The organism is uncultured Microbulbifer sp., from assembly GCF_947489355.1.
GTDB lineage: Bacteria > Pseudomonadota > Gammaproteobacteria > Pseudomonadales > Cellvibrionaceae > Microbulbifer.
This window is the reverse complement of sequence record NZ_CANLDD010000020.1, coordinates 1-18,243: the sequence shown is the minus strand read 5'-3', so window position 1 is coordinate 18,243 and position 18,243 is coordinate 1. Positions and strand designations below refer to the sequence as shown.

Below are 18,243 nucleotides of genomic sequence, written 5' to 3'. Positions count from 1 at the left end.
TTTTGTGCAGCTGTGTCGAGCGCGTCGGAACGGGCCTGAGATTGCGGCGGGATTGAAGTCCCGCCTACTGCTTGGGACCAATAAATACCGTTCGATGCCTGTCGAACAGTTCCGGGGCATCGACGGCCTGCACCACGATTTCGATATCGTGTTTGCCGTCCTTCAGCTGCACCTTGGGCACACTCACCCGGATCGGCACCGCAAAGATCTCGCCGGCCTCCAGGACAATCCTGCGCGGTTTGCGCACTGAGTAGTCATACCCGGGCACGCCCTCCACACGGATAGTGAACTCGTGCGCGGCCTGATCCATGTTGTTGATCTTAACGGTGTACACATTCTGTACCAAACCCTGGGATACCCGGTACATGCGTGCACCGCGATCGCGGATGACCTCCGCTTCAATGGGGCTGCGGGTGGCCACCTGCTGTACGAACAACCCGGTCATTGCCAGCAGGATCACCGCGTAGCCAAACAGACGAGGGCGCAAAAAGCGGGTTTTCCCGCTCTCCAACTCGTCCTCGGAGGTGAAGCGGATCAGGCCGCGGTCGTACCCCATCTTGTCCATAACGCTGTTACAGGCGTCAACACATAGACCACAGTTAATGCATTCATACTGCATCCCATCGCGAATATCGATATCCACCGGGCATACCTGCACACACCAGTAGCAGTCGATGCAGTCCCCCATACCCTCGGCTTTGTAATCCACATTTTTCTTGCGCGGCCCACGGGTTTCGCCACGCTTGGCATCGTAGTAAACCGCCAGGGTATCCTGGTCGTACATGACAGACTGGAAGCGCGCATAGGGGCACATGTACTTGCACACCTGTTCGCGCAGGAAGCCCGCATTCATATAGGTGGCGAAAGTGAAGAAAGCGACCCAGAAGACACTCTGGGGGTGGGCGTTAAAAGTGGCGAGATCCACAACCAGATCGCGAATCCCGTAAAAGTAGCCGACAAAAGCCAGGGCTGTCGCCAGGGCAATCAACAGCCAGAGGGCATGGGTTCCGCCCTTGCGCAGCATCTTTTCCAGGTTCCAGGGCGCACTGTCCAGCTTCATGCGCTTGTTGCGGTCGCCCTCACAGATCCGCTCGGCCCAGATAAACATCATGGTCCAGACCGTCTGCGGACAGGTAAAGCCGCACCAGACGCGCCCCATCCAGGTTGTCACAGCAAACAGGGCGAACGCGGCGATAATCAGCAGCCAGGCGAGCAAGAAACCGTCCTGGGGGCCAAAAGTGGTCCAGAAAATATGAAACTGGCGGGTGGGGAGGTCAAAAAAAACAGACTGGCGGCCGTCGATGTTTATCCAGGGGAGAAAGAAAAAAACCAGTAGCAGCGGCAGGCCCGTGTACTTGCGAATCCGGGTATAAATACCCCGGATATGGCGGATATAGATTTTATCATCCGATTCATAAAGCATGCGGTAGCGGACTTCGCCATTACCTTCCTGCTCTTCACGGGTGGGAATCAAGTCACTCACAAAAACCTCACTCTCACACGGGCACAGTCAGGCGCCATCAATGAGGCTGTTTCGCTGTCCCTGTAGCGCCCGGAGTGCTATAAAACAGGGCCCGGCACAGTCCGGAGCCCTGGCCTTATAGTTACTGCTGCTCTTCGTCCTGACGAGACAGGCTGTAGACATAGGCCGCCACCAGACGGATTTTGTCATCGCGCAGTTTGTCTTTCTGCGCAGGCATCTGGTTGCTGCGGCCACCGCGGATGGTGTGCTGGATCTGCTCACGGCTGCTGCCGTAAAGCCAGATATCATCGGTGAGATTCGGCGCACCCAGGATCTGGTTGCCCTTGGCGTCCAAACCGTGGCAGGCCATACAGACGGTATTGAACACCTTCTGGCCCTGGGCAGCCATGGCGGCATCGTGCTCGAGACCGTTCAGGGAAAGCACATATTCGGCGGTGTTTTTCACACCCTCTTCACCAATCACCGGCCCCTGCGGCGGCATCACGCCCTGACGACCATTGTACAGGGTTTCCAGGATCTTTTCCGGCGTGCCCCCATAGAGCCAGGCATTGTCGGTCAGATCCGGAAAGCCGAAATTACCACCGCCATCCGCGCCATGGCACACGGCACAGTTGTTGGCGAAGATACGGGAACCCATCTTGAGGGCCTCACGACTCTGGGCAATATCCTCAATCGGCATGTCCCGATATTTGCCAAACGTCTCGTCAAACTGCACCTGGGCCTTGGCCTCGGAAGTCTCCAGGGCACCTACGGACGTCCAGTCGGCCAAGCCCTTGAAATTGCCCATACCCGGGTAGATCACCAGGTAGGCGGCGGAAAACACCAGCGTGGCGATAAACAGCATGAACCACCACTTGGGCAACGGGTTGTCGTACTCCTCAATGCCGTCGTACACGTGACCCGTGGTCTTGTTTTCCGGTAGTGTCTGGTCGTCAACCGCCACTTTTCGGTTGGCGAACAATACCCAGATAATCAGTGCCAGATTGGCGAGGGTGAGTACAATTACCCACAAACTCCAGAATGTACTCATTGCTTGTCCTGCCCCTGTTTTCGTTCGTTCCCGGCCCCTTGTCCGGGCTTGGGTTCACCCTTCTGAGCGGTCGACGCATCCTTGTCGGCCTGTTGCGCCTCATCGGCAAAGGGCAACTTGGCGTCTTCCTCGAAGCGCTTTTTGCGTTTCGGTGAGAAAGCCCACCAGCAGATTGCCAGAAAAGCCACCGATCCCAGCACCAGACCGATTTCGCGCAAAGTTTCTATGGTCATGAGTTTCCGTCCCCCGCAATTAACGTTTCTGGGTTACCAGGGTGCCCAACTGCTGCAAGTAGGCTACCAGGGCATCGATCTCTTTCACCTTGCCACCGGCGAACGGCTTGGACGCATTGGCGATATCCTCATCGGTATAGGGCACACCAACCAGGCGCAGGGCCTCCATCTTGCGCGCGGCATACTCGCCGGTCACCACATTGTCGAACAGCCAGGGATAGGCCGGCATAATGGATTCAGGCACCACACTGCGCGGGTTGTACAGGTGCGCGCGCTGCCATTCGTCGGAGTAGCGGCCACCCACCCGGGCCAGATCCGGCCCCGTGCGTTTGGAGCCCCACAGGAAGGGGTGCTCGTACACGGATTCCTGGGCCATGGAGTAGTGGCCATAGCGCTCCACCTCGGCGCGCAGCGGGCGCACCATCTGGGTGTGGCACACGTGGCAGCCTTCGCGGATATAGATATCGCGACCCTCCAGCTCCAGCGCACTGAGCGGCTTCATACCCGGCAAGGGCGTGTAGTTATTCTTGGTATAGAACTGCGGAATAATCTCCACCAAACCGCCAAAACTGATGGCGACAATGATGAACAGGATCATCCAGCCGATGTTTTTCTCCACAATGTCATGATTCTTCACGAGCTGACCTCCTATGCCACCGGCACTGCATGAACGGTATTATCAGAGCGGGCATCGTTTACCTTCTCCGTGATCGTGCGGTAGACGTTGTAGGCCATCAGCAGCATACCCAGCAGGAACATGGCACCGCCGATCAGGCGCACGATATAACCGGGGTGGCTGGCAACCACACTTTCAACAAAGCTGTAGGTCAAAGTGCCATCGACATTGAAGGCGCGCCACATTAGCCCTTGGGTAATACCGTTGACCCACATCGCCGCGATGTAGAGCACCGTGCCCACTGTGGCCAGCCAAAAGTGCGCGTTGATCAGTTTCACACTGAACATTTCCCTGCGCTTCCACAGTACTGGAACCAGGTGGTACAGGGCACCAATGGAAATCATGGCTACCCAGCCCAAGGCACCGGAATGCACGTGGCCAATGGTCCAGTCGGTGTTGTGGGACAGGGCGTTGACGGTCTTGATCGACATCATCGGGCCTTCAAACGTGGACATGCCGTAGAAGGACAGGGAAACCACCAAAAAGCGCAGGGTGGGGTCGGTGCGCAGTTTGTGCCAGGCACCGGAGAGGGTCATGATACCGTTGATCATACCGCCCCAGGAGGGCGCCAGCAGAATCAGGGACATCACCATGCCCAGGCTCTGGGCCCAATCGGGCAGTGCAGAGTAATGCAAGTGGTGGCCACCCGCCCACACGTACAGGGAGATCAACGCCCAGAAATGTATGATAGACAGCTGGTAGGAGTAAATCGGCCGGCCCGCCTGTTTGGGCACGAAGTAGTACATAAGCCCGAGGAAGGCAGCCGTCAGGAAGAAGCCAACCGCATTGTGGCCGTACCACCACTGGATCATTGCGTCCTTGGTGCCCGAATAGATAGAGTAGGACTTGAAGGGTGCGACCGGAATCTCCAGGTTATTGACCACATAGAGCACGGCAACCGTGACCACGTAGGCACCGAAAAACCAGTTCGCCACGTAGATATGGGAGGTCCTGCGCCTCATGATGGTCCCGAAGAACACCAGCGCGTAAGCAATCCAGACCAGGGTGACCAGGATATCGATGGGCCATTCCAGTTCGGCGTACTCTTTGGTGGTGGTAAAGCCCATGGGCAGGGTGATCGCCGCTGCCACAATCACGACCTGCCACCCCCAGAAAGTGAAGGGTATCAGCCAGCCACCCCACAGGCGCACCTGGCAGGTGCGCTGCACCACATAATAGGAAGTGGCAAACAGAACACTACCACCAAAGGCAAAAATCACCGCATTGGTGTGCAGTGGCCGCAAACGTCCGAAGTGGGAAAACGGCTGCCAGAGATCGTTGAGTTGGGGCCAGGCCAGTTGAGCCGCGATCAATACGCCCATGCCCATACCAAAAATGCCCCAGACCACAGACATAATGGTGAACTGGCGCACGATATCGTAGTCATAGTCCGGCACCGGGCCGGTCTTTGCCACCGTTGTCGTCATGTTTGTACTTCCGTTGCTTTTAAAATTCGATTCCAGTGTCTGGGGCGCACCCACAGGGGGTCTGTCCCAGTGATACCTTGGCTAAAGCCGCCACAACTGGCCGGATGGCGATTTAAGCGCAGCCACCGCCAGCCACAGCTGATCTAAATCAATTTTCTTCCCTTACCGGCGGCAATACGCAGGCGCAGGGCGTTCAACTTGATAAAGCCTCCGGCGTCCCTCTGGTCGTAGGCTCCGGCATCGTCTTCAAAGGTGGCGATGCGCTCATCGAAGAGGCTGTCCTCAGAGCGGCGCCCAACCGCACTCACACTGCCCTTGAAGAGTTTGAGGCGCACTTCCCCGTTGACTGCCAGTTGGGATTCATCAATCGCCGCCTGCAGCATGCGGCGCTCCGGCGACCACCAGTAGCCGTTGTAGATCAGTTCAGCGTAGCGCGGCATCAGGGAATCTTTCATATGGGCCACTTCGCGATCCAGGGTAATGGACTCAATCGCCCGGTGTGCCTTGAGCAAGATAGTGCCACCGGGAGTTTCGTAACAGCCGCGGGACTTCATACCGACGTAGCGGTTCTCCACAATATCCAAGCGCCCGATGCCGTTGTCACCACCGAGCCTGTTCAGGGTTTCCAGCAGTAACGCCGGGCTCATGGGTTCACCGTCAAGCGCTACCGGATCACCCCGCTCGAAAGTGATGGTGATATAGGTTGCCTGTTCCGGTGCCGCTTCCGGGCTCACGCTCCAGCGCCACATGTCCTCCTCGGCCTCCGCCCAGGGGTCTTCCAGAATGCCGCCTTCGTAAGAAATATGCAGCAGGTTGGCATCCATGGAGTAAGGGGATTTTTTCTTACTGGAGGAGAAGTCCACGGGAATTTTGTGCTGCTCACAGTACAGCATCAGTTTCTCCCGGGAATTCAAATCCCACTCGCGCCAGGGGGCGATTACCTGGATACCCGGTCTGAGTCCATAGGCGCCCAACTCAAACCGCACCTGATCGTTGCCCTTGCCGGTGGCGCCATGGGCAATGGCATCGGCGCCGGTCTCGTTGGCAATTTCAATCAAGCGTTTGGCGATCAGTGGGCGCGCGATGGAAGTGCCCAGCAGATATTCGCCCTCGTAAATGGCATTGGCGCGGAACATCGGGAAAACAAAGTCCCGCACATACTCCTCGCGCAGGTCGTCGATGTAAATTTCCCTAACGCCCAATGCCTCGGCCTTGGCACGCGCGGGCGCCACTTCTTCGCCCTGACCGATATCGGCGGTGAAAGTCACCACTTCACAGGCATAGGTTTCCTGCAGCCAGCGCACAATCACCGACGTATCCAGCCCGCCGGAATATGCCAGTACCACCTTGTCGATTTTGCTCATTGCTATCCTCTGCTGGCCGAAAGTTGCCGTCACGGCAAAAGCACACCGACACCCATCGCCTCTGCGCGAACGGGTGTCAGTCTGGGGGATTATTCTTGGAGGTATGCCCAGGATCGGTGTAGATGGGCATACGAATACCCATACTGATTATCGGGGCGCGATTGTAGCGCCTCTGCCTGCAATCGACTAGCGCTATGGCGCCAGTCGACACAATTGGTCAATTTTCAATCTTTTTGCGCATCGCAATTTTGTGCCACATCGGGTAGCATGCGCGCCGCACAACAACTCACTACAGCGAGACGCAACGCGGAGTACCATGGCGGAGCAAATCACCCTTCGCGCCCCCGATGACTGGCATATTCACCTGCGCGATGGCACGGCCCTCGAGCGCACCGTAGGCGATGCCGCCCGGCAATTCGGCCGTGCCATTGTGATGCCGAACCTGGTGCCGCCGGTAACCGATGCCAAGAGCGCTCTGGCCTACCGTGAGCGTATCTGCGCTCAAATTCCCAGCGACTGTGCCTTTGAGCCCTTGATGGTGCTTTATCTGACCGATAAAACGGATGCCGAGGTGATCCGCCAGGCCCGGGCCGCAGGTATGATCGCCGCCAAGCTATACCCGGCTGGTGCCACCACCAACTCCGACTCGGGCGTGACGGATATCGCCAATATCTATCCCGCACTGGAAGAAATGCAGTCCTGCGGTATGAAACTGCTATTGCACGGGGAAGTCACCACCAGCGGTATCGATATTTTTGACCGCGAGCAGGTGTTTATCCAAAAAACCCTGTCGCGACTTGTAGGGGATTTTCCCACCCTGAAGATGGTGCTCGAGCACATCACCACTGCCGACGCGGCAGAGTTTGTGCAACGGGCCCGAACAGGCGTTGCGGCAACCATTACCGCACACCACCTGCTGTACAACCGCAACCATCTGCTGGCAGGTGGCATTCGCCCGCACTTCTACTGCCTGCCGATTTTAAAACGCGGCACCCACCAGTCCGCGCTGATCGAAGCGGCCACCAGTGGCAGCCCGAAGTTTTTCCTCGGCACCGACTCGGCCCCCCACGCACGCGCGCAAAAGGAAGCCAGCTGCGGCTGCGCGGGCTGCTACACCGCCTACGCCGCCATCGAGCTATATGCGGAGGCCTTTGAACGCGCGGGCAAACTGGACAAACTCGAAGGCTTCGCCAGTGAATTCGGTCCCGACTTTTACGGCCTGCCACGCAACGGGGGCACCATTACCCTGGCAAAACGCCCCTGGACCTTGCCGCACAGCCTGGATATGGGTAGTGAAACCCTGACGCCCCTGGCAGCCGGTGAAATCCTGCACTGGCAGCGCGTATAATTTTGGAATCACAGACCCAGGCGGCCTTCGCCCGCAGAAAAAAATCCCGCGGCAACCGGCCCTGCACCATCGAGATTGACAAGGATTCACAGTGACCCCAGCGGAACAATCGATAGGACCCAAGAGCCCCCTTGCGCAGCGATTTCGCGGTTTTCTGCCGGTGGTGATAGACCTGGAAACCGGCGGTTTCAATGCCCGCACCGATGCCCTGCTGGAGATTTCTGCGGTCCTTCTGGATATGGACGAGGAAGGCAGGCTCTCCCCGCTGGAATCCCACAGCTTCCATCTGGAGCCTTTTGCCGGCGCCAATGTGGAGCAGTCTGCCCTGGATTTTATTGGCATTGACCTCGAATCCCCAGAGCGGGCAGCCTTGCCGGAGGAGATCGCCCTGCCAGAGCTGTTTCGCAAAGTCCGCAGCGCGGTAAAAAAACACAGCTGCACCCGCGCCATCATGGTTGCCCACAACGCCCACTTCGACCTCGGCTTTGTCAATGCGGCGGTGGAGCGCTGCGCGATCAAGCGCAATCCCTTCCACCCCTTCTCCTGCTTCGACACCGCCAGTCTCGCCGGGCTTGCCTATGGCCAGACCGTACTGGCCAAAGCCTGCCAGGTTGCCGGTATTGCATTCGATAACACCTGCGCCCACTCCGCCGAGTACGACGCAGAGAAGACCGCTACCCTGTTCTGCGCGATTGTGAACAAATGGCGGGCGCTGGGCGGTTGGCCTCTGACCGCCGAACCCATTGAACCGGAGACAGAATAATCCAACCGCGGGTGTGACCAGCCCGACACTGCAAGATTCCCTTTCACAACCGAATACCGCCGGTGCTCACTGCAAAATCTGCCTTATGTGCACACCTTAGGCAGTTGGGTGATTTTTTGTGCAAACTTCTGTATGATATCCCGCTTGACTATTAAACCGGACAGGTATCGTGGCCAAAAAAGCATCACCCTCTTCAAGGCGCAAACAATCCACCCCGCTCGAGACCAGCGAGAGCATTGAAGCCCAGGTGCAAGCCTTCCTTGCCAAAGGCGGTGAGATTGAGCAGGTGCCCAAGGGGGTTAGCGGCCAGACGAATACTGCTGGACCAAAGCACATCACGTTGGGCAAAAAACCGCGCAGCTAACCGCGACCACTAATCCAGACCACTCCGACCCAAACACAAACGGCTCCGGGTACCCCAACGCTAAACACTGTTGGGTACCCGGAGCCGCGTCGCTGAGCGCTTTTGTATTCCCTTACTATCAGGGTATCTCTTCCAGTTCCGCCCCTTCTTTTACCGGCGGCATCAGGTCTTCCTTGGAGATCTTCAAGCCCATCAGCACATTTGCGGCCACATACACAGAGGAATAGGTACCCACGATAACGCCAACGATCAGGGCCAGGGAGAAATTGTGGATCAGCTCCCCGCCAAAGAACTGCAGTGCCCAGAGCACCAGCAGGGTGGTGAATGAGGTCATAAAGGTACGACCCAGGGTCTGGCTGATGGAGATATTGATAATCTCCTCGGACTCCGCCTTGCGCACCTTGCGGAAATTCTCGCGAATGCGGTCAGACACCACGATGGTATCGTTCAGGGAGTAACCGATCACTGCCAACACCGCCGCCAGAACGGTTAAATCGAAGTCCAGCCCCAACAGCGCGAAGAAGCCCAGCACAACGATAACATCGTGACCGAGTGCCGCAACCGCGCCGACAGAGAATTTGTACTGGAAGCGCAGGGCCACATACATCATGACCAAAGCCAGTGCCACCAGCATGCCGAGGCCGCCGTCGTCGCGCAGCTCAGCGCCCACCTGCGGCCCCACAACCTCCACCCGACGCAGGGTCACGCTGCCATCGCTCGCGGCCTGCAGCACCGCCACCACCTTGTCGCCGATCGGCGTAACCTTCTCCTGCTCGGTGGCGCTGGTTTGAGTCTCCTCTTCGGTCACCTCCGGCGGCAGCTTGATCAACAGCTCGTTCTCGGAGCCATAGTTGACCACTGTTGCACCCTCAAAGCCTGCATCTTCCAACTGGGAGCGCACATCGTTGATAAAGGGGGTGACTTCATAGCCCACTTCAACCTGGGTGCCCCCGGTGAAGTCCAGGCCAAACTTCAGGCCCTTGGCAGCCAACACACCAATGGACGCCAACAGCAGGGCGATGGAAATTACTGCAGCCACCTTGCGCCAGCGCATAAAATCGTACACGCGCTTGCCCATATACTCGGTGATCTTGCCGTTTTCCACTTTGGTCTCACTCATGGCCAGCCCCTTAAATCCAGAGTTTGCGTACACGGCGACCGCCGTAGAACAGGTTGATAATGGCCCGCGTGCCCATAATGGCACTGAACATGGAGGTGAGAATACCGATAGACAGAGTTACTGCGAAGCCCTGTACCGGGCCGGAGCCAATTGCATAGAGGATCAACGCCACAATCAGCGTGGTGATATTGGCATCGACAATGGTGCTGTAGGCGTTGTCAAAACCGGCCGTAATCGCCGATTGCGGTGGCATGCCATTTCTGAGCTCCTCCCGTATTCGCGAGAAGATCAGCACGTTGGCATCCACCGCCATACCCACGGTGAGTACGATACCGGCAATTCCCGGCAGTGTCAGGGTGGCGCCGAGAATCGACATCACCGCCACCAGCAGAACCATGTTGACCGACAGGGCGATAGTGGCCGCCAGACCAAACACCCGATAGGAAATCAACATGCAGATAATCACCGCCAACAGGCCGATCTGTACCGACTGCACGCCGACCTTGATATTGTCGGCCCCCAACGACGGCCCGATTACACGCTCTTCCACAAAATACATCGGTGCGGCCAGGGCACCGGCGCGCAACAGCAGGGCCAGTTCCTGGGCTTCCAACGGACTGTCCAGGCCGGTAATGCGAAACTGCTTGCCCAGAGCACTCTGCACCGTGGCCAGGCTGATAATCTTCTTGTCTACGGTCTTGATCTGCTCGGTGACCGCATTGCCCTGTGCATCATCCCTGGTTTGCGGGGTAAAGCGGGTCTCGATAAACAGGGTGCCCATACGGCGGCCCACATTCTTCCAGGTGGCGCGGTGCATCAGTTCGCCGCCGCGGGAATCCAGAGTGATATTCACTTGGGGGAAGCCGCTCTCGTCGTAACCCACGCGGGCATTGGTGACACTGTCGCCTTTGATAATGATCTTGCGCTCAAGCCAGGCGCCACCATACATTTGACGCTGCTGCTCGCTGCGGTACTCAAAGTACTCTTTATTGGTCACCAGTTCGTCGGGGCGGGCCTCCATACGGTATTCCAGGTTGGCCGTCTTACCGATAATACGCTTGGCCTCGGCGGTATCCTGCACACCGGGCAACTCCACCACAATGCGGTTGCGCCCCTGGCGCTGGACGATGGGCTCGGCTACCCCCAGCTCGTTTACCCGGTTGCGCAGCGTGGTGAGGTTCTGGGTAACCGCGTAGTCTTCCAACTGTTTGATTTCCTGCTCAGATAAAACGGCGCGAATTTCCAGGTTCTCACCGCTGCCGGATTCGCGCAGTTGGAATTGCGGGAAATCCCTGCGCAGGGTGGAAAGCGCCAGGCTGCGCAACTCTTCACTGCGGAAACGCGCCACAATCTCGCGATCGTTAATCAGGTCGACGCTGCGGTAACGGGCTTTGGCCGCACGCAGCTTGGTCTTTACCTCTTGGACATCACTTTCCATATTGGTTTTGACGATGGTATTGGTGTCCACCTCCATGAGGAAGTGCACACCACCGGCCAGGTCCAGACCCAGTTTCATCGGGCCGGCGCCTATTCCGCTCAACCACTCGGGCGTGGTTGAGGCCAAATTTAGAGCGACCACGTAATCGCTACCCAGCGCCTCCTGAATCGCCCGTTTGGCCGGCAGCTGCGCCTCCATGGAATTCAGTCGAACCAGAACCGCCCTATCGCCCACTTCAGCGCCGAAATATTCGATGCCCGCCGTGTCCAGGGCCTTTTCCACCTGTTCCAGAACCTCCGGGCCGATGGTCATGGCACTGGACTGCCCGGATATCTGTACCGCCGGGTCCGGCTTGTAGAGATTGGGCGCGGCGTAGACCAGGCCAAAGGCCACAACCGCAAAAATCAGAAAGTACTTCCAGATCGGGTAGCGATTCATACTGCTCTCATTGTTCTAGTGTGACCTTTGGGGCCGGTAAATCTTGGCAATTTGCCTGGATATGTGGGCGCGGTGACCGGATTGCAAGGTACACGCCCCCTACGATACAAGTGGGGACTGATTATACGGGGATCGGGTGATCGGACAAATCACACAGGCACACATGCGCAGCCAACAGCGCTGCAAACAGGATAGAAGTGCCGCGCCCTCAGGCCTGCAGCGGCGGAACCTCGCGATCCAGGCGACGATAAAACTCCGCGACAAAAGCCTGCAAAGTATTGGCGGCGATGGCGTCGCGCAGCCTCTGCATCAGTCGCTGGTAGTGGCGCAGGTTGTGTATGGTGTTGAGCTGCGCCCCCAACATCTCACCACAGCGGTCCAGGTGGTGTAAATAGGCGCGGGAGAAGTGCGCACAGGTGTAGCAGTCGCATTCCTCTTCCAACGGCGCGCTGTCGTAGCGGTGTTTGGCATTGCGGATTTTCACCACGCCATCTGCCGTAAACAGATGGCCATTGCGCGCGTTGCGGGTAGGCATCACGCAGTCGAACATGTCGACACCGCGGCGCACCGCCTCGACAATATCCTCCGGCTTGCCCACTCCCATCAGATAGCGGGGCCTGTCTGCCGGCATTTTGTGCACCAGGTGATCCAGCACCTTGATCATCTCCGCTTTCGGCTCACCCACCGACAAACCGCCGATGGCATAGCCATCGAAACCGATCCCGGTGAGTCCCCGCAGGGAGGCGTCGCGCAGCTCCGGGTACATCCCCCCCTGCACAATGCCAAACAGGGCCGCAGGGTTTTCGCCGTGGGCCTGCCTGGAGCGCTCCGCCCAGCGCAGGGACAGCTCCATAGATGTGCGCGCCTGCTCGGGGCTGGCCGGATACGGCGTACACTCGTCGAAAATCATCACGATATCAGAACCCAGGTCCCGCTGTACCCGCATAGACTCCTCAGGAGTGAGAAACACCGGGCTCCCATCAATGGGGGAACGGAAGGATACCCCCTCTTCGGAAATTTTACGCAACTTACCCAGACTGAATACCTGGAAGCCGCCGGAGTCTGTGAGGATAGGGCCCGGCCACTGGATAAAATCATGCAGACCGCCCTGGGTCTTCACCACTTCGGTACCCGGGCGCAGCATCAGGTGAAAGGTGTTGCCCAAAATAATCTGCGCGCCGATTGCCTTGATATCCCGCGGCAACATGCCTTTTACCGTACCGTAGGTACCCACCGGCATAAACGCCGGTGTCTCCACCACCCCGCGGGGAAAACGCAGGCGGCCGCGCCGGGCCTTGCCATCGGCGGTATCCCGCTCAAACTGCATGAAACATTCCCGGCTCACTGGGTATCTCCTGTTACAGACGCCACGGTTTCGCCACTGGCATTGGGATTGCGAGAGATAAACATGGCATCGCCGTAGCTAAAGAAACGGTAGCCCTCGGCTACCGCTGCGCGGTAGGCGGTCATGGTATGGCTGTAGCCGGCAAAGGCGCACACCAGCATCAACAGGGTGGATTCCGGCAGATGGAAATTCGTGACCAGTTTATCCACCACACGAAACGCGTAACCCGGATAGATAAAGATATCGGTCTCTCCCACCATGGCGGTCAGTTCACCACTACGCGCAGCACTTTCCAGGGCCCGCACACTGGTGGTACCAACGGCGATCACACTGCCATCGAGCGCACGGCAGCGGGCCACGGCCTCCACCACGCTGTCTGGCACATGCAGTACTTCGCTGTGCATCTGGTGTTCGTGGATATTGTCCACACGCACCGGCTGGAAGGTGCCCGCCCCAACATGCAGGGTGACGAAGGCAACCTCCACCCCCTTGTCACGCAGGGCACCGATCAGGGCATCATCAAAGTGCAGTCCTGCTGTGGGTGCGGCAACCGCGCCGGCATGGCGGCTGTATACGGTTTGGTAACGCTCGCGATCACGGGTATCGTCTTCGCGGTCGATATAAGGCGGCAGCGGCATATGCCCGAGGCGCTCAAGTACCCCCAACACCCCCTCTTCTGCGGGGAAATCCAACTCAAATAGCGCACCACAACGCCCGGTGACCGCAACGCGGGTACCGTCTTCCAGCAGAATACCGGTGCCCGGCCTGGGGGACTTGCTGGCGCGTATATGGGCCCGGGCCTCCGCCCGGTTTAGCACCCGTTCAACCAGGATTTCCAGCTTACCGCCGGTCTCCTTGTGTCCAAACAGGCGTGCCGGGATCACCCGGGTATCGTTAAAGACCACCAGGTCACCGGCATCGACCTGCTGGAGAATGTCCGGGAAGTGGCGATGGACAATCGTCCCGTCAGGGCCATCAAGGCAAAGCAGGCGACTTCCACGGCGCGCCTGGGTCGGCGCTCGGGCAATCAGCCTATCGGGCAGGTAAAAATTGAAATCCTGACGCTGCATGGAATCCTGAAAAAATAGTATCTGTGAAGTGGTCGCGAAGGTTATAGGAAATTTTAGGTGCTGTTAACTGGCGCGACAGAAAAGCGCCTAAGTGATTGAATTTACTGATTGACCCCGGCCCACCCGTTGCTATAATCACGCCCGCCCTGGCAGCCGATCTCTGCGAGGCACCTGTGCCAGAGTGGTGAAATTGGTAGACACAGGGGATTCAAAATATACTGCGTCTTCTGTCCAGTTTTTTAAGGCTCTTGTATAATGCGGGCTGTAGCAGAAGAAGAGCACAATTTAAGCGCATAAAATTTTGTAAAGTTTTTTGTAAACAAACAGACGATTTTACAAAGCAATATATGCTTTAACAGTTAATGCCAGCGTGATGAAATTGGTAGACATAGGGGATTCAAAATCCCCCGCCTTCACGGGCGTGGCGGTTCGAGTCCGCCCGCTGGTACCATCCTAAAGAGCCTCGTCCATTGGACGGGGCTTTTTTCATTCTGGATAAAACAGTTTACTCTCTGTTTCCCTCAAGGAATTGTGGCCCTTCGAACTGACAATCATGTGATCCAGTAATCTAACATCAAGATCACGCCCTATCCTTGCCAGTCTTTTAGTAAAACACTTATCGGCAGCACTGGGCTCCAATGAGCCTGACGGATGATTATGAATTGCCACGATAGCAGGCGCATTCAAAATAATCGCCGTTCTAAATAACTCAATAGGCCTTACCTGAATACTGGCAACATCGCCAATAGCCACCACTTCATAATTCATTATTTCGTGACGGGTATTCAGGGTCACCACAATAAACTTTTCTTTGGTTTCATATTTAAGATCAGAAAAAATACGAGCAATGCGATGCGGGCTATCTATCACATTACCCGTAATATCACAGTCCACCTGAATAAACTGATAGCGCAATGTTATTTCTCGCAACAGTGCCATTAAGAATACCTGAATAAAATAAAGGCGCATTACGCGCCCTTAAAGATTGAAATAATTGAGTTATGACTTTTTCATCACAGGCGCTTTTATTTTAGAGAGTTGATCATCCAACTCGCCTTTACCAACGGCCTCAGTGATTTTATCGAAAACCGGCAACAGGTCATCTTCGCAATCAACCATAACCGCCGCTTTTCCTTTGGCAAGTTCAAGAGGTTTGTTGCCATAGAAAATCTGGATGTAGTAATTGCCTTCTGATTTGTAATACCAGGGGCGAACTCGTTTTGGAACACGGGCCTTCGTTTTTTCACCTGTCTCCGGGTCAGTCACCCATTTTTCACGGAATACAGAAAAAGTTACCTCTTCCAACATACAGCGAGCCATTTCACGCTGCATCTCCAATTTCTCAAGCAACTTATTACGCCGTTTAACAATTGGGTCTTTGGATTTTTCGGGGACTTTACTCAAGGTAAGTGTGTTTAATATGGACTTGCTCATAGTCGCTGCTCCTGCGGTTAGTTAAACCAGTGATTGCTTAAAAAATAACCACGAGGTTACAGTCGGCACATAAATGGGCAACCCAGCAAAACCGGGTTTTTAATGATTATTTCGGTTGGCAGGCACTAACCGAGAGCGACTATTTAACAGATAACTCGTGCAAGCAACGAAGATGGAGTTCCGTTTGAACATCGCTATGGATTTGAATCAGGGAATCACGGGCTTTTGCTATCACTGGATGCTTTTACTCTTGTAGTCCGGCTATTTTCCCCTGTAGCGCAAAAGAACAATTAAGCAGTTCTGCGGTAGTAGGCTGCTGTTTCCGCGCTAATATGACGCTTAATTAGTTGGATTTACGCCCCAGGAAATTGACACTGAAATCACACCCTGATTTACACATCTTTAATTGACGCAGTTGAAAATAGGTTTCGTTTATATCCATATCTCGCTCCTTAAATTCCTTTCTTTTTCGTGGTATTTATCAGGTGGCACCACCTCAAATACTACATTTTGTAATAAACCCTACCGCTGTAGTTGGATTTCCCATTTTTAATACGGCAACGCATCCTCCTTAAAAGCGAGGATCGAAAGCCACGGAGAACGCTGGAGGAATGCGACACATGGTATGAAGCAGTAAGCCACTATCAATTTTATGGCTGGGCTTTTGCTGGTGGATATTCCGATGATCAAACACTGAACGGGGTAAGACCGCCTGTTCCATTTAGTCTTATTCTTTGGCGTTTATTCAATATGATTCATGCTGGCAAGTTTGACTGTGATAGCACCTGGCTTCATTTCTTGGGTGTGGGCGATCTCAAATCGGCAGTTTTACTTACCACGCTTAAAGACTGCCTGAATGATATGCTGGATTGTAAGGTTGAAGTCTCCTATGACACCTCCACACCTTTCCGAAGCACTTCAAGACACAGGCTTGCCAACCTGATTAAATTCAGTCCTTATGACATCACTTTCAATTATCAGGATATAAATCTGAACGAGTGGGCAAATAGCACAAAGCGTTTTAATTATTCAGGTTCTGAAATCGGCCAACACCTAAGACTCCGAGATATTATCTATAACGATATTATTCACGGGCCAAGGTATCGTGAACTGGGAAAGATTATGCTGACTAATCACAACATCCATAGTCAAATGTGCGCTATAGACGCGCTTCATCAAATTCTGAATATCACAACTGATAGAAGCATATTGGAAAAGTATGTGCCGAAATACTTGCTGGAGGCTCAGGACGCAATTAGGGATATTCTGTCACAGCCAACACGGCAGAAGGCGGGAGAAAAACTGTTTAATGGCACATTACAGAAGCATTTGAACTGTGCCTATAGAAACATCTGTGAACTTTATTAAAGCAGGTTTACCGCAGAAACCAGCATACTCTCCTGAACATCAATATACTTCTGCGTGGTGGCAATGGAGCGGTGCCCAAGGATTTCCTGTAATACCCTGACACCTGTTCCTTTTGCTGCTAAAGAACTTGCCAGTGATCTCCTGCCGCTATGACTGCTTGCTCCCTCAATACCTGCATCCGCGTACAATTTGCCAAACAACTGAACAAGCGCATTGGGGCGAAAGTGTCCTCCTTTCTGTGAGGGAATCAATGGTCTTGACGCAGGGCGCTTATCCAGTCGCTGTGATTTGTAATAGTCCGACAGGGATTTTTGTAGTTTTTTGCCAATGATGATTTTGCGCCCCTTACTGCCCTTGGTCTGCTCTGCGGATAAGTAAGCAATTTCCTTTATATTACCCACGCTATCAAACAGGGTGTTTATTTTAAGCCCTGCTATTTCCTTACAACGCAACCCGGCCTAAAAACTAATTTCCAACAGCAGACAATTACGCTGGGAGTGCCTGCTTATTTTGGCTGCTTTTAATACCCTACGAAACTCTGTGGTTGTTAGTGTCTTGGCCTGCTTCATAGTCCGTCTCCGCAATAATATAATCATTTGTAGGGCTAACTATAAAACCTTATATTTCATGGCGGCAACCAAATCCGAGTAGAACAAAACCTTGTTGAAATTCAGTGTCTTAGCGGAAAATATAACCTAATCCCGAAAAGGTTATATTATTGACATGACGGACACTGCTACCGGAACATAATTAAAACCTCCGAGTATTTTCCTCTACAAGCGCGGGCAATGTTCAAGGAAGGGCAATGTATAGGGATACCCCATAAATACGCTTGTAGTGGAGCAGGCTCCGAGCAAATCCCAGCCCAACACCCCAGATAAATACTGCCAATAAAGCAAGGAGGAACTTATGCGAGCACTGGATATTATGCCGCTGGAGGAAATACAGGAATTACAAAGTTGTATGGGGCCGGATAGCAAATTACTGGAAGGAGCAATGCCACTTATAGATTCCCCCTCTGACGCAAGCGGCTATATGGAATATGACGACACCAGAAGGCCGAGGCTTACCTTGAGACGCTTGAACAAATTACGCAAGAAGTCAGACGCCAGAAAAATAGAAATGGCTAATCACAGGGATTTCATTGCCCGCATGTATGGCCCCATGAGCAACTTGACCCCTGATCAACGGGTAGATTTGGAAATTGCCAAAATGAATAACGCTACGGACTTGGAAATTGAGCGCATGAAGATGCTGGCTGATATGGTAGTGTTCAGAATTCTGTGTCATTTCTTTATCATTAGCAAAAAAGAGATGACCCATGACCAAACCTACTTTCAAT

Annotated in this window: 18 protein-coding genes and 1 tRNA gene; 6 read left to right on the top strand and 13 right to left on the bottom strand. The window is 54.8% G+C overall.

Annotated features, from left to right (window positions below; genetic code table 11):
* Nucleotides 1–64: 64 nt before the first annotated feature.
* From ccoG to Q1A48_RS10250, 6 genes are all read right to left on the bottom strand, one after another.
* The gene (gene ccoG / locus Q1A48_RS10275) at nucleotides 65–1,483 is read right to left on the bottom strand and encodes a cytochrome c oxidase accessory protein CcoG (RefSeq protein ID WP_299944401.1); all 1,419 of its coding nucleotides are present in this window, start codon (nucleotides 1,481–1,483) and stop codon (nucleotides 65–67) included.
* Between the two features lie 121 nt (nucleotides 1,484–1,604).
* Nucleotides 1,605–2,513: a cytochrome-c oxidase, cbb3-type subunit III gene (gene ccoP, locus Q1A48_RS10270; protein ID WP_299944390.1), complete on the bottom strand. Its 909-nt coding sequence runs from the start codon at nucleotides 2,511–2,513 to the stop codon at nucleotides 1,605–1,607.
* Nucleotides 2,510–2,746, bottom strand: a complete 237-nt coding sequence (locus Q1A48_RS10265) for a cbb3-type cytochrome c oxidase subunit 3 (RefSeq protein ID WP_299944379.1) — start codon at nucleotides 2,744–2,746, stop codon at nucleotides 2,510–2,512. Before Q1A48_RS10265 ends, ccoP begins: the two co-directional genes overlap by 4 nt.
* Nucleotides 2,747–2,765: 19 nt before the next feature.
* Nucleotides 2,766–3,383 (bottom strand): cytochrome-c oxidase, cbb3-type subunit II, encoded by a 618-nt coding sequence (gene ccoO / locus Q1A48_RS10260; protein ID WP_299944377.1) that lies wholly within the window; start codon nucleotides 3,381–3,383, stop codon nucleotides 2,766–2,768.
* Between the two features lie 11 nt (nucleotides 3,384–3,394).
* A complete protein-coding gene (gene ccoN / locus Q1A48_RS10255; protein ID WP_299944375.1) occupies nucleotides 3,395–4,849 on the bottom strand; it encodes a cytochrome-c oxidase, cbb3-type subunit I in 1,455 nt (484 codons plus the stop codon).
* Nucleotides 4,850–4,992: 143 nt separating this feature from the next.
* The gene (locus tag Q1A48_RS10250; RefSeq protein ID WP_299944373.1) at nucleotides 4,993–6,213 is read right to left on the bottom strand and encodes an argininosuccinate synthase; all 1,221 of its coding nucleotides are present in this window, start codon (nucleotides 6,211–6,213) and stop codon (nucleotides 4,993–4,995) included.
* Nucleotides 6,214–6,529: 316 nt separating this feature from the next.
* Between Q1A48_RS10250 and pyrC the strand changes: the two genes are divergently transcribed.
* The 3 genes from pyrC (at nucleotide 6,530) to Q1A48_RS10235 (ending at nucleotide 8,688) form a co-directional block, all read left to right on the top strand.
* A complete protein-coding gene (gene pyrC / locus Q1A48_RS10245; protein WP_299944371.1) occupies nucleotides 6,530–7,561 on the top strand; it encodes a dihydroorotase in 1,032 nt (343 codons plus the stop codon).
* 91 nt (nucleotides 7,562–7,652) lie between these two features.
* Nucleotides 7,653–8,324 (top strand): ribonuclease T, encoded by a 672-nt coding sequence (rnt, locus tag Q1A48_RS10240; protein WP_299944369.1) that lies wholly within the window; start codon nucleotides 7,653–7,655, stop codon nucleotides 8,322–8,324.
* Nucleotides 8,325–8,493: 169 nt separating this feature from the next.
* Nucleotides 8,494–8,688, top strand: a complete 195-nt coding sequence (locus Q1A48_RS10235) for a hypothetical protein (RefSeq protein ID WP_299944367.1) — start codon at nucleotides 8,494–8,496, stop codon at nucleotides 8,686–8,688.
* A gap of 118 nt (nucleotides 8,689–8,806) precedes the next feature.
* Here the strand turns inward: Q1A48_RS10235 and secF are convergent, their stop codons facing one another.
* From secF to queA, 4 genes are all read right to left on the bottom strand, one after another.
* On the bottom strand, nucleotides 8,807–9,808 hold the full coding sequence (gene secF / locus Q1A48_RS10230; protein WP_299944366.1) for a protein translocase subunit SecF: 1,002 nt from the start codon (nucleotides 9,806–9,808) through the stop codon (nucleotides 8,807–8,809).
* Between the two features lie 10 nt (nucleotides 9,809–9,818).
* Complete coding sequence (gene secD / locus Q1A48_RS10225; protein ID WP_299944364.1) at nucleotides 9,819–11,684, bottom strand: protein translocase subunit SecD; 1,866 nt, start codon at nucleotides 11,682–11,684, stop codon at nucleotides 9,819–9,821.
* Between the two features lie 208 nt (nucleotides 11,685–11,892).
* Nucleotides 11,893–13,011, bottom strand: coding sequence for a tRNA guanosine(34) transglycosylase Tgt (gene tgt / locus Q1A48_RS10220; RefSeq protein WP_299944488.1), 1,119 nt, complete (start codon nucleotides 13,009–13,011; stop codon nucleotides 11,893–11,895).
* 14 nt (nucleotides 13,012–13,025) lie between these two features.
* Nucleotides 13,026–14,099, bottom strand: a complete 1,074-nt coding sequence (queA, locus tag Q1A48_RS10215) for a tRNA preQ1(34) S-adenosylmethionine ribosyltransferase-isomerase QueA (protein ID WP_299944362.1) — start codon at nucleotides 14,097–14,099, stop codon at nucleotides 13,026–13,028.
* A 364-nt stretch (nucleotides 14,100–14,463) separates the two neighbouring features.
* Here queA and Q1A48_RS10210 point away from each other — a divergent pair.
* A tRNA-Leu gene (locus Q1A48_RS10210) sits at nucleotides 14,464–14,550 on the top strand.
* A 35-nt stretch (nucleotides 14,551–14,585) separates the two neighbouring features.
* Here Q1A48_RS10210 and Q1A48_RS10205 read toward each other — a convergent pair.
* Both Q1A48_RS10205 and Q1A48_RS10200 read right to left on the bottom strand, forming a co-directional pair.
* Nucleotides 14,586–15,038 (bottom strand): JAB domain-containing protein, encoded by a 453-nt coding sequence (locus tag Q1A48_RS10205; protein ID WP_299944360.1) that lies wholly within the window; start codon nucleotides 15,036–15,038, stop codon nucleotides 14,586–14,588.
* A 60-nt stretch (nucleotides 15,039–15,098) separates the two neighbouring features.
* On the bottom strand, nucleotides 15,099–15,533 hold the full coding sequence (locus Q1A48_RS10200; protein ID WP_299944357.1) for a DUF6641 family protein: 435 nt from the start codon (nucleotides 15,531–15,533) through the stop codon (nucleotides 15,099–15,101).
* 534 nt (nucleotides 15,534–16,067) lie between these two features.
* Here Q1A48_RS10200 and Q1A48_RS10195 point away from each other — a divergent pair.
* The gene (locus Q1A48_RS10195; RefSeq protein WP_299944355.1) at nucleotides 16,068–16,901 is read left to right on the top strand and encodes a hypothetical protein; all 834 of its coding nucleotides are present in this window, start codon (nucleotides 16,068–16,070) and stop codon (nucleotides 16,899–16,901) included.
* Here Q1A48_RS10195 and Q1A48_RS10190 read toward each other — a convergent pair.
* Nucleotides 16,898–17,353, bottom strand: a complete 456-nt coding sequence (locus Q1A48_RS10190; RefSeq protein ID WP_299944353.1) for a tyrosine-type recombinase/integrase — start codon at nucleotides 17,351–17,353, stop codon at nucleotides 16,898–16,900. The two genes, Q1A48_RS10195 and Q1A48_RS10190, sit on opposite strands and share 4 nt — an antisense overlap.
* A gap of 457 nt (nucleotides 17,354–17,810) precedes the next feature.
* Between Q1A48_RS10190 and Q1A48_RS10185 the strand changes: the two genes are divergently transcribed.
* Nucleotides 17,811–18,243 (top strand): hypothetical protein (locus Q1A48_RS10185; RefSeq protein WP_299944351.1); only part of this gene is annotated, 433 nt, incomplete at its 3' end.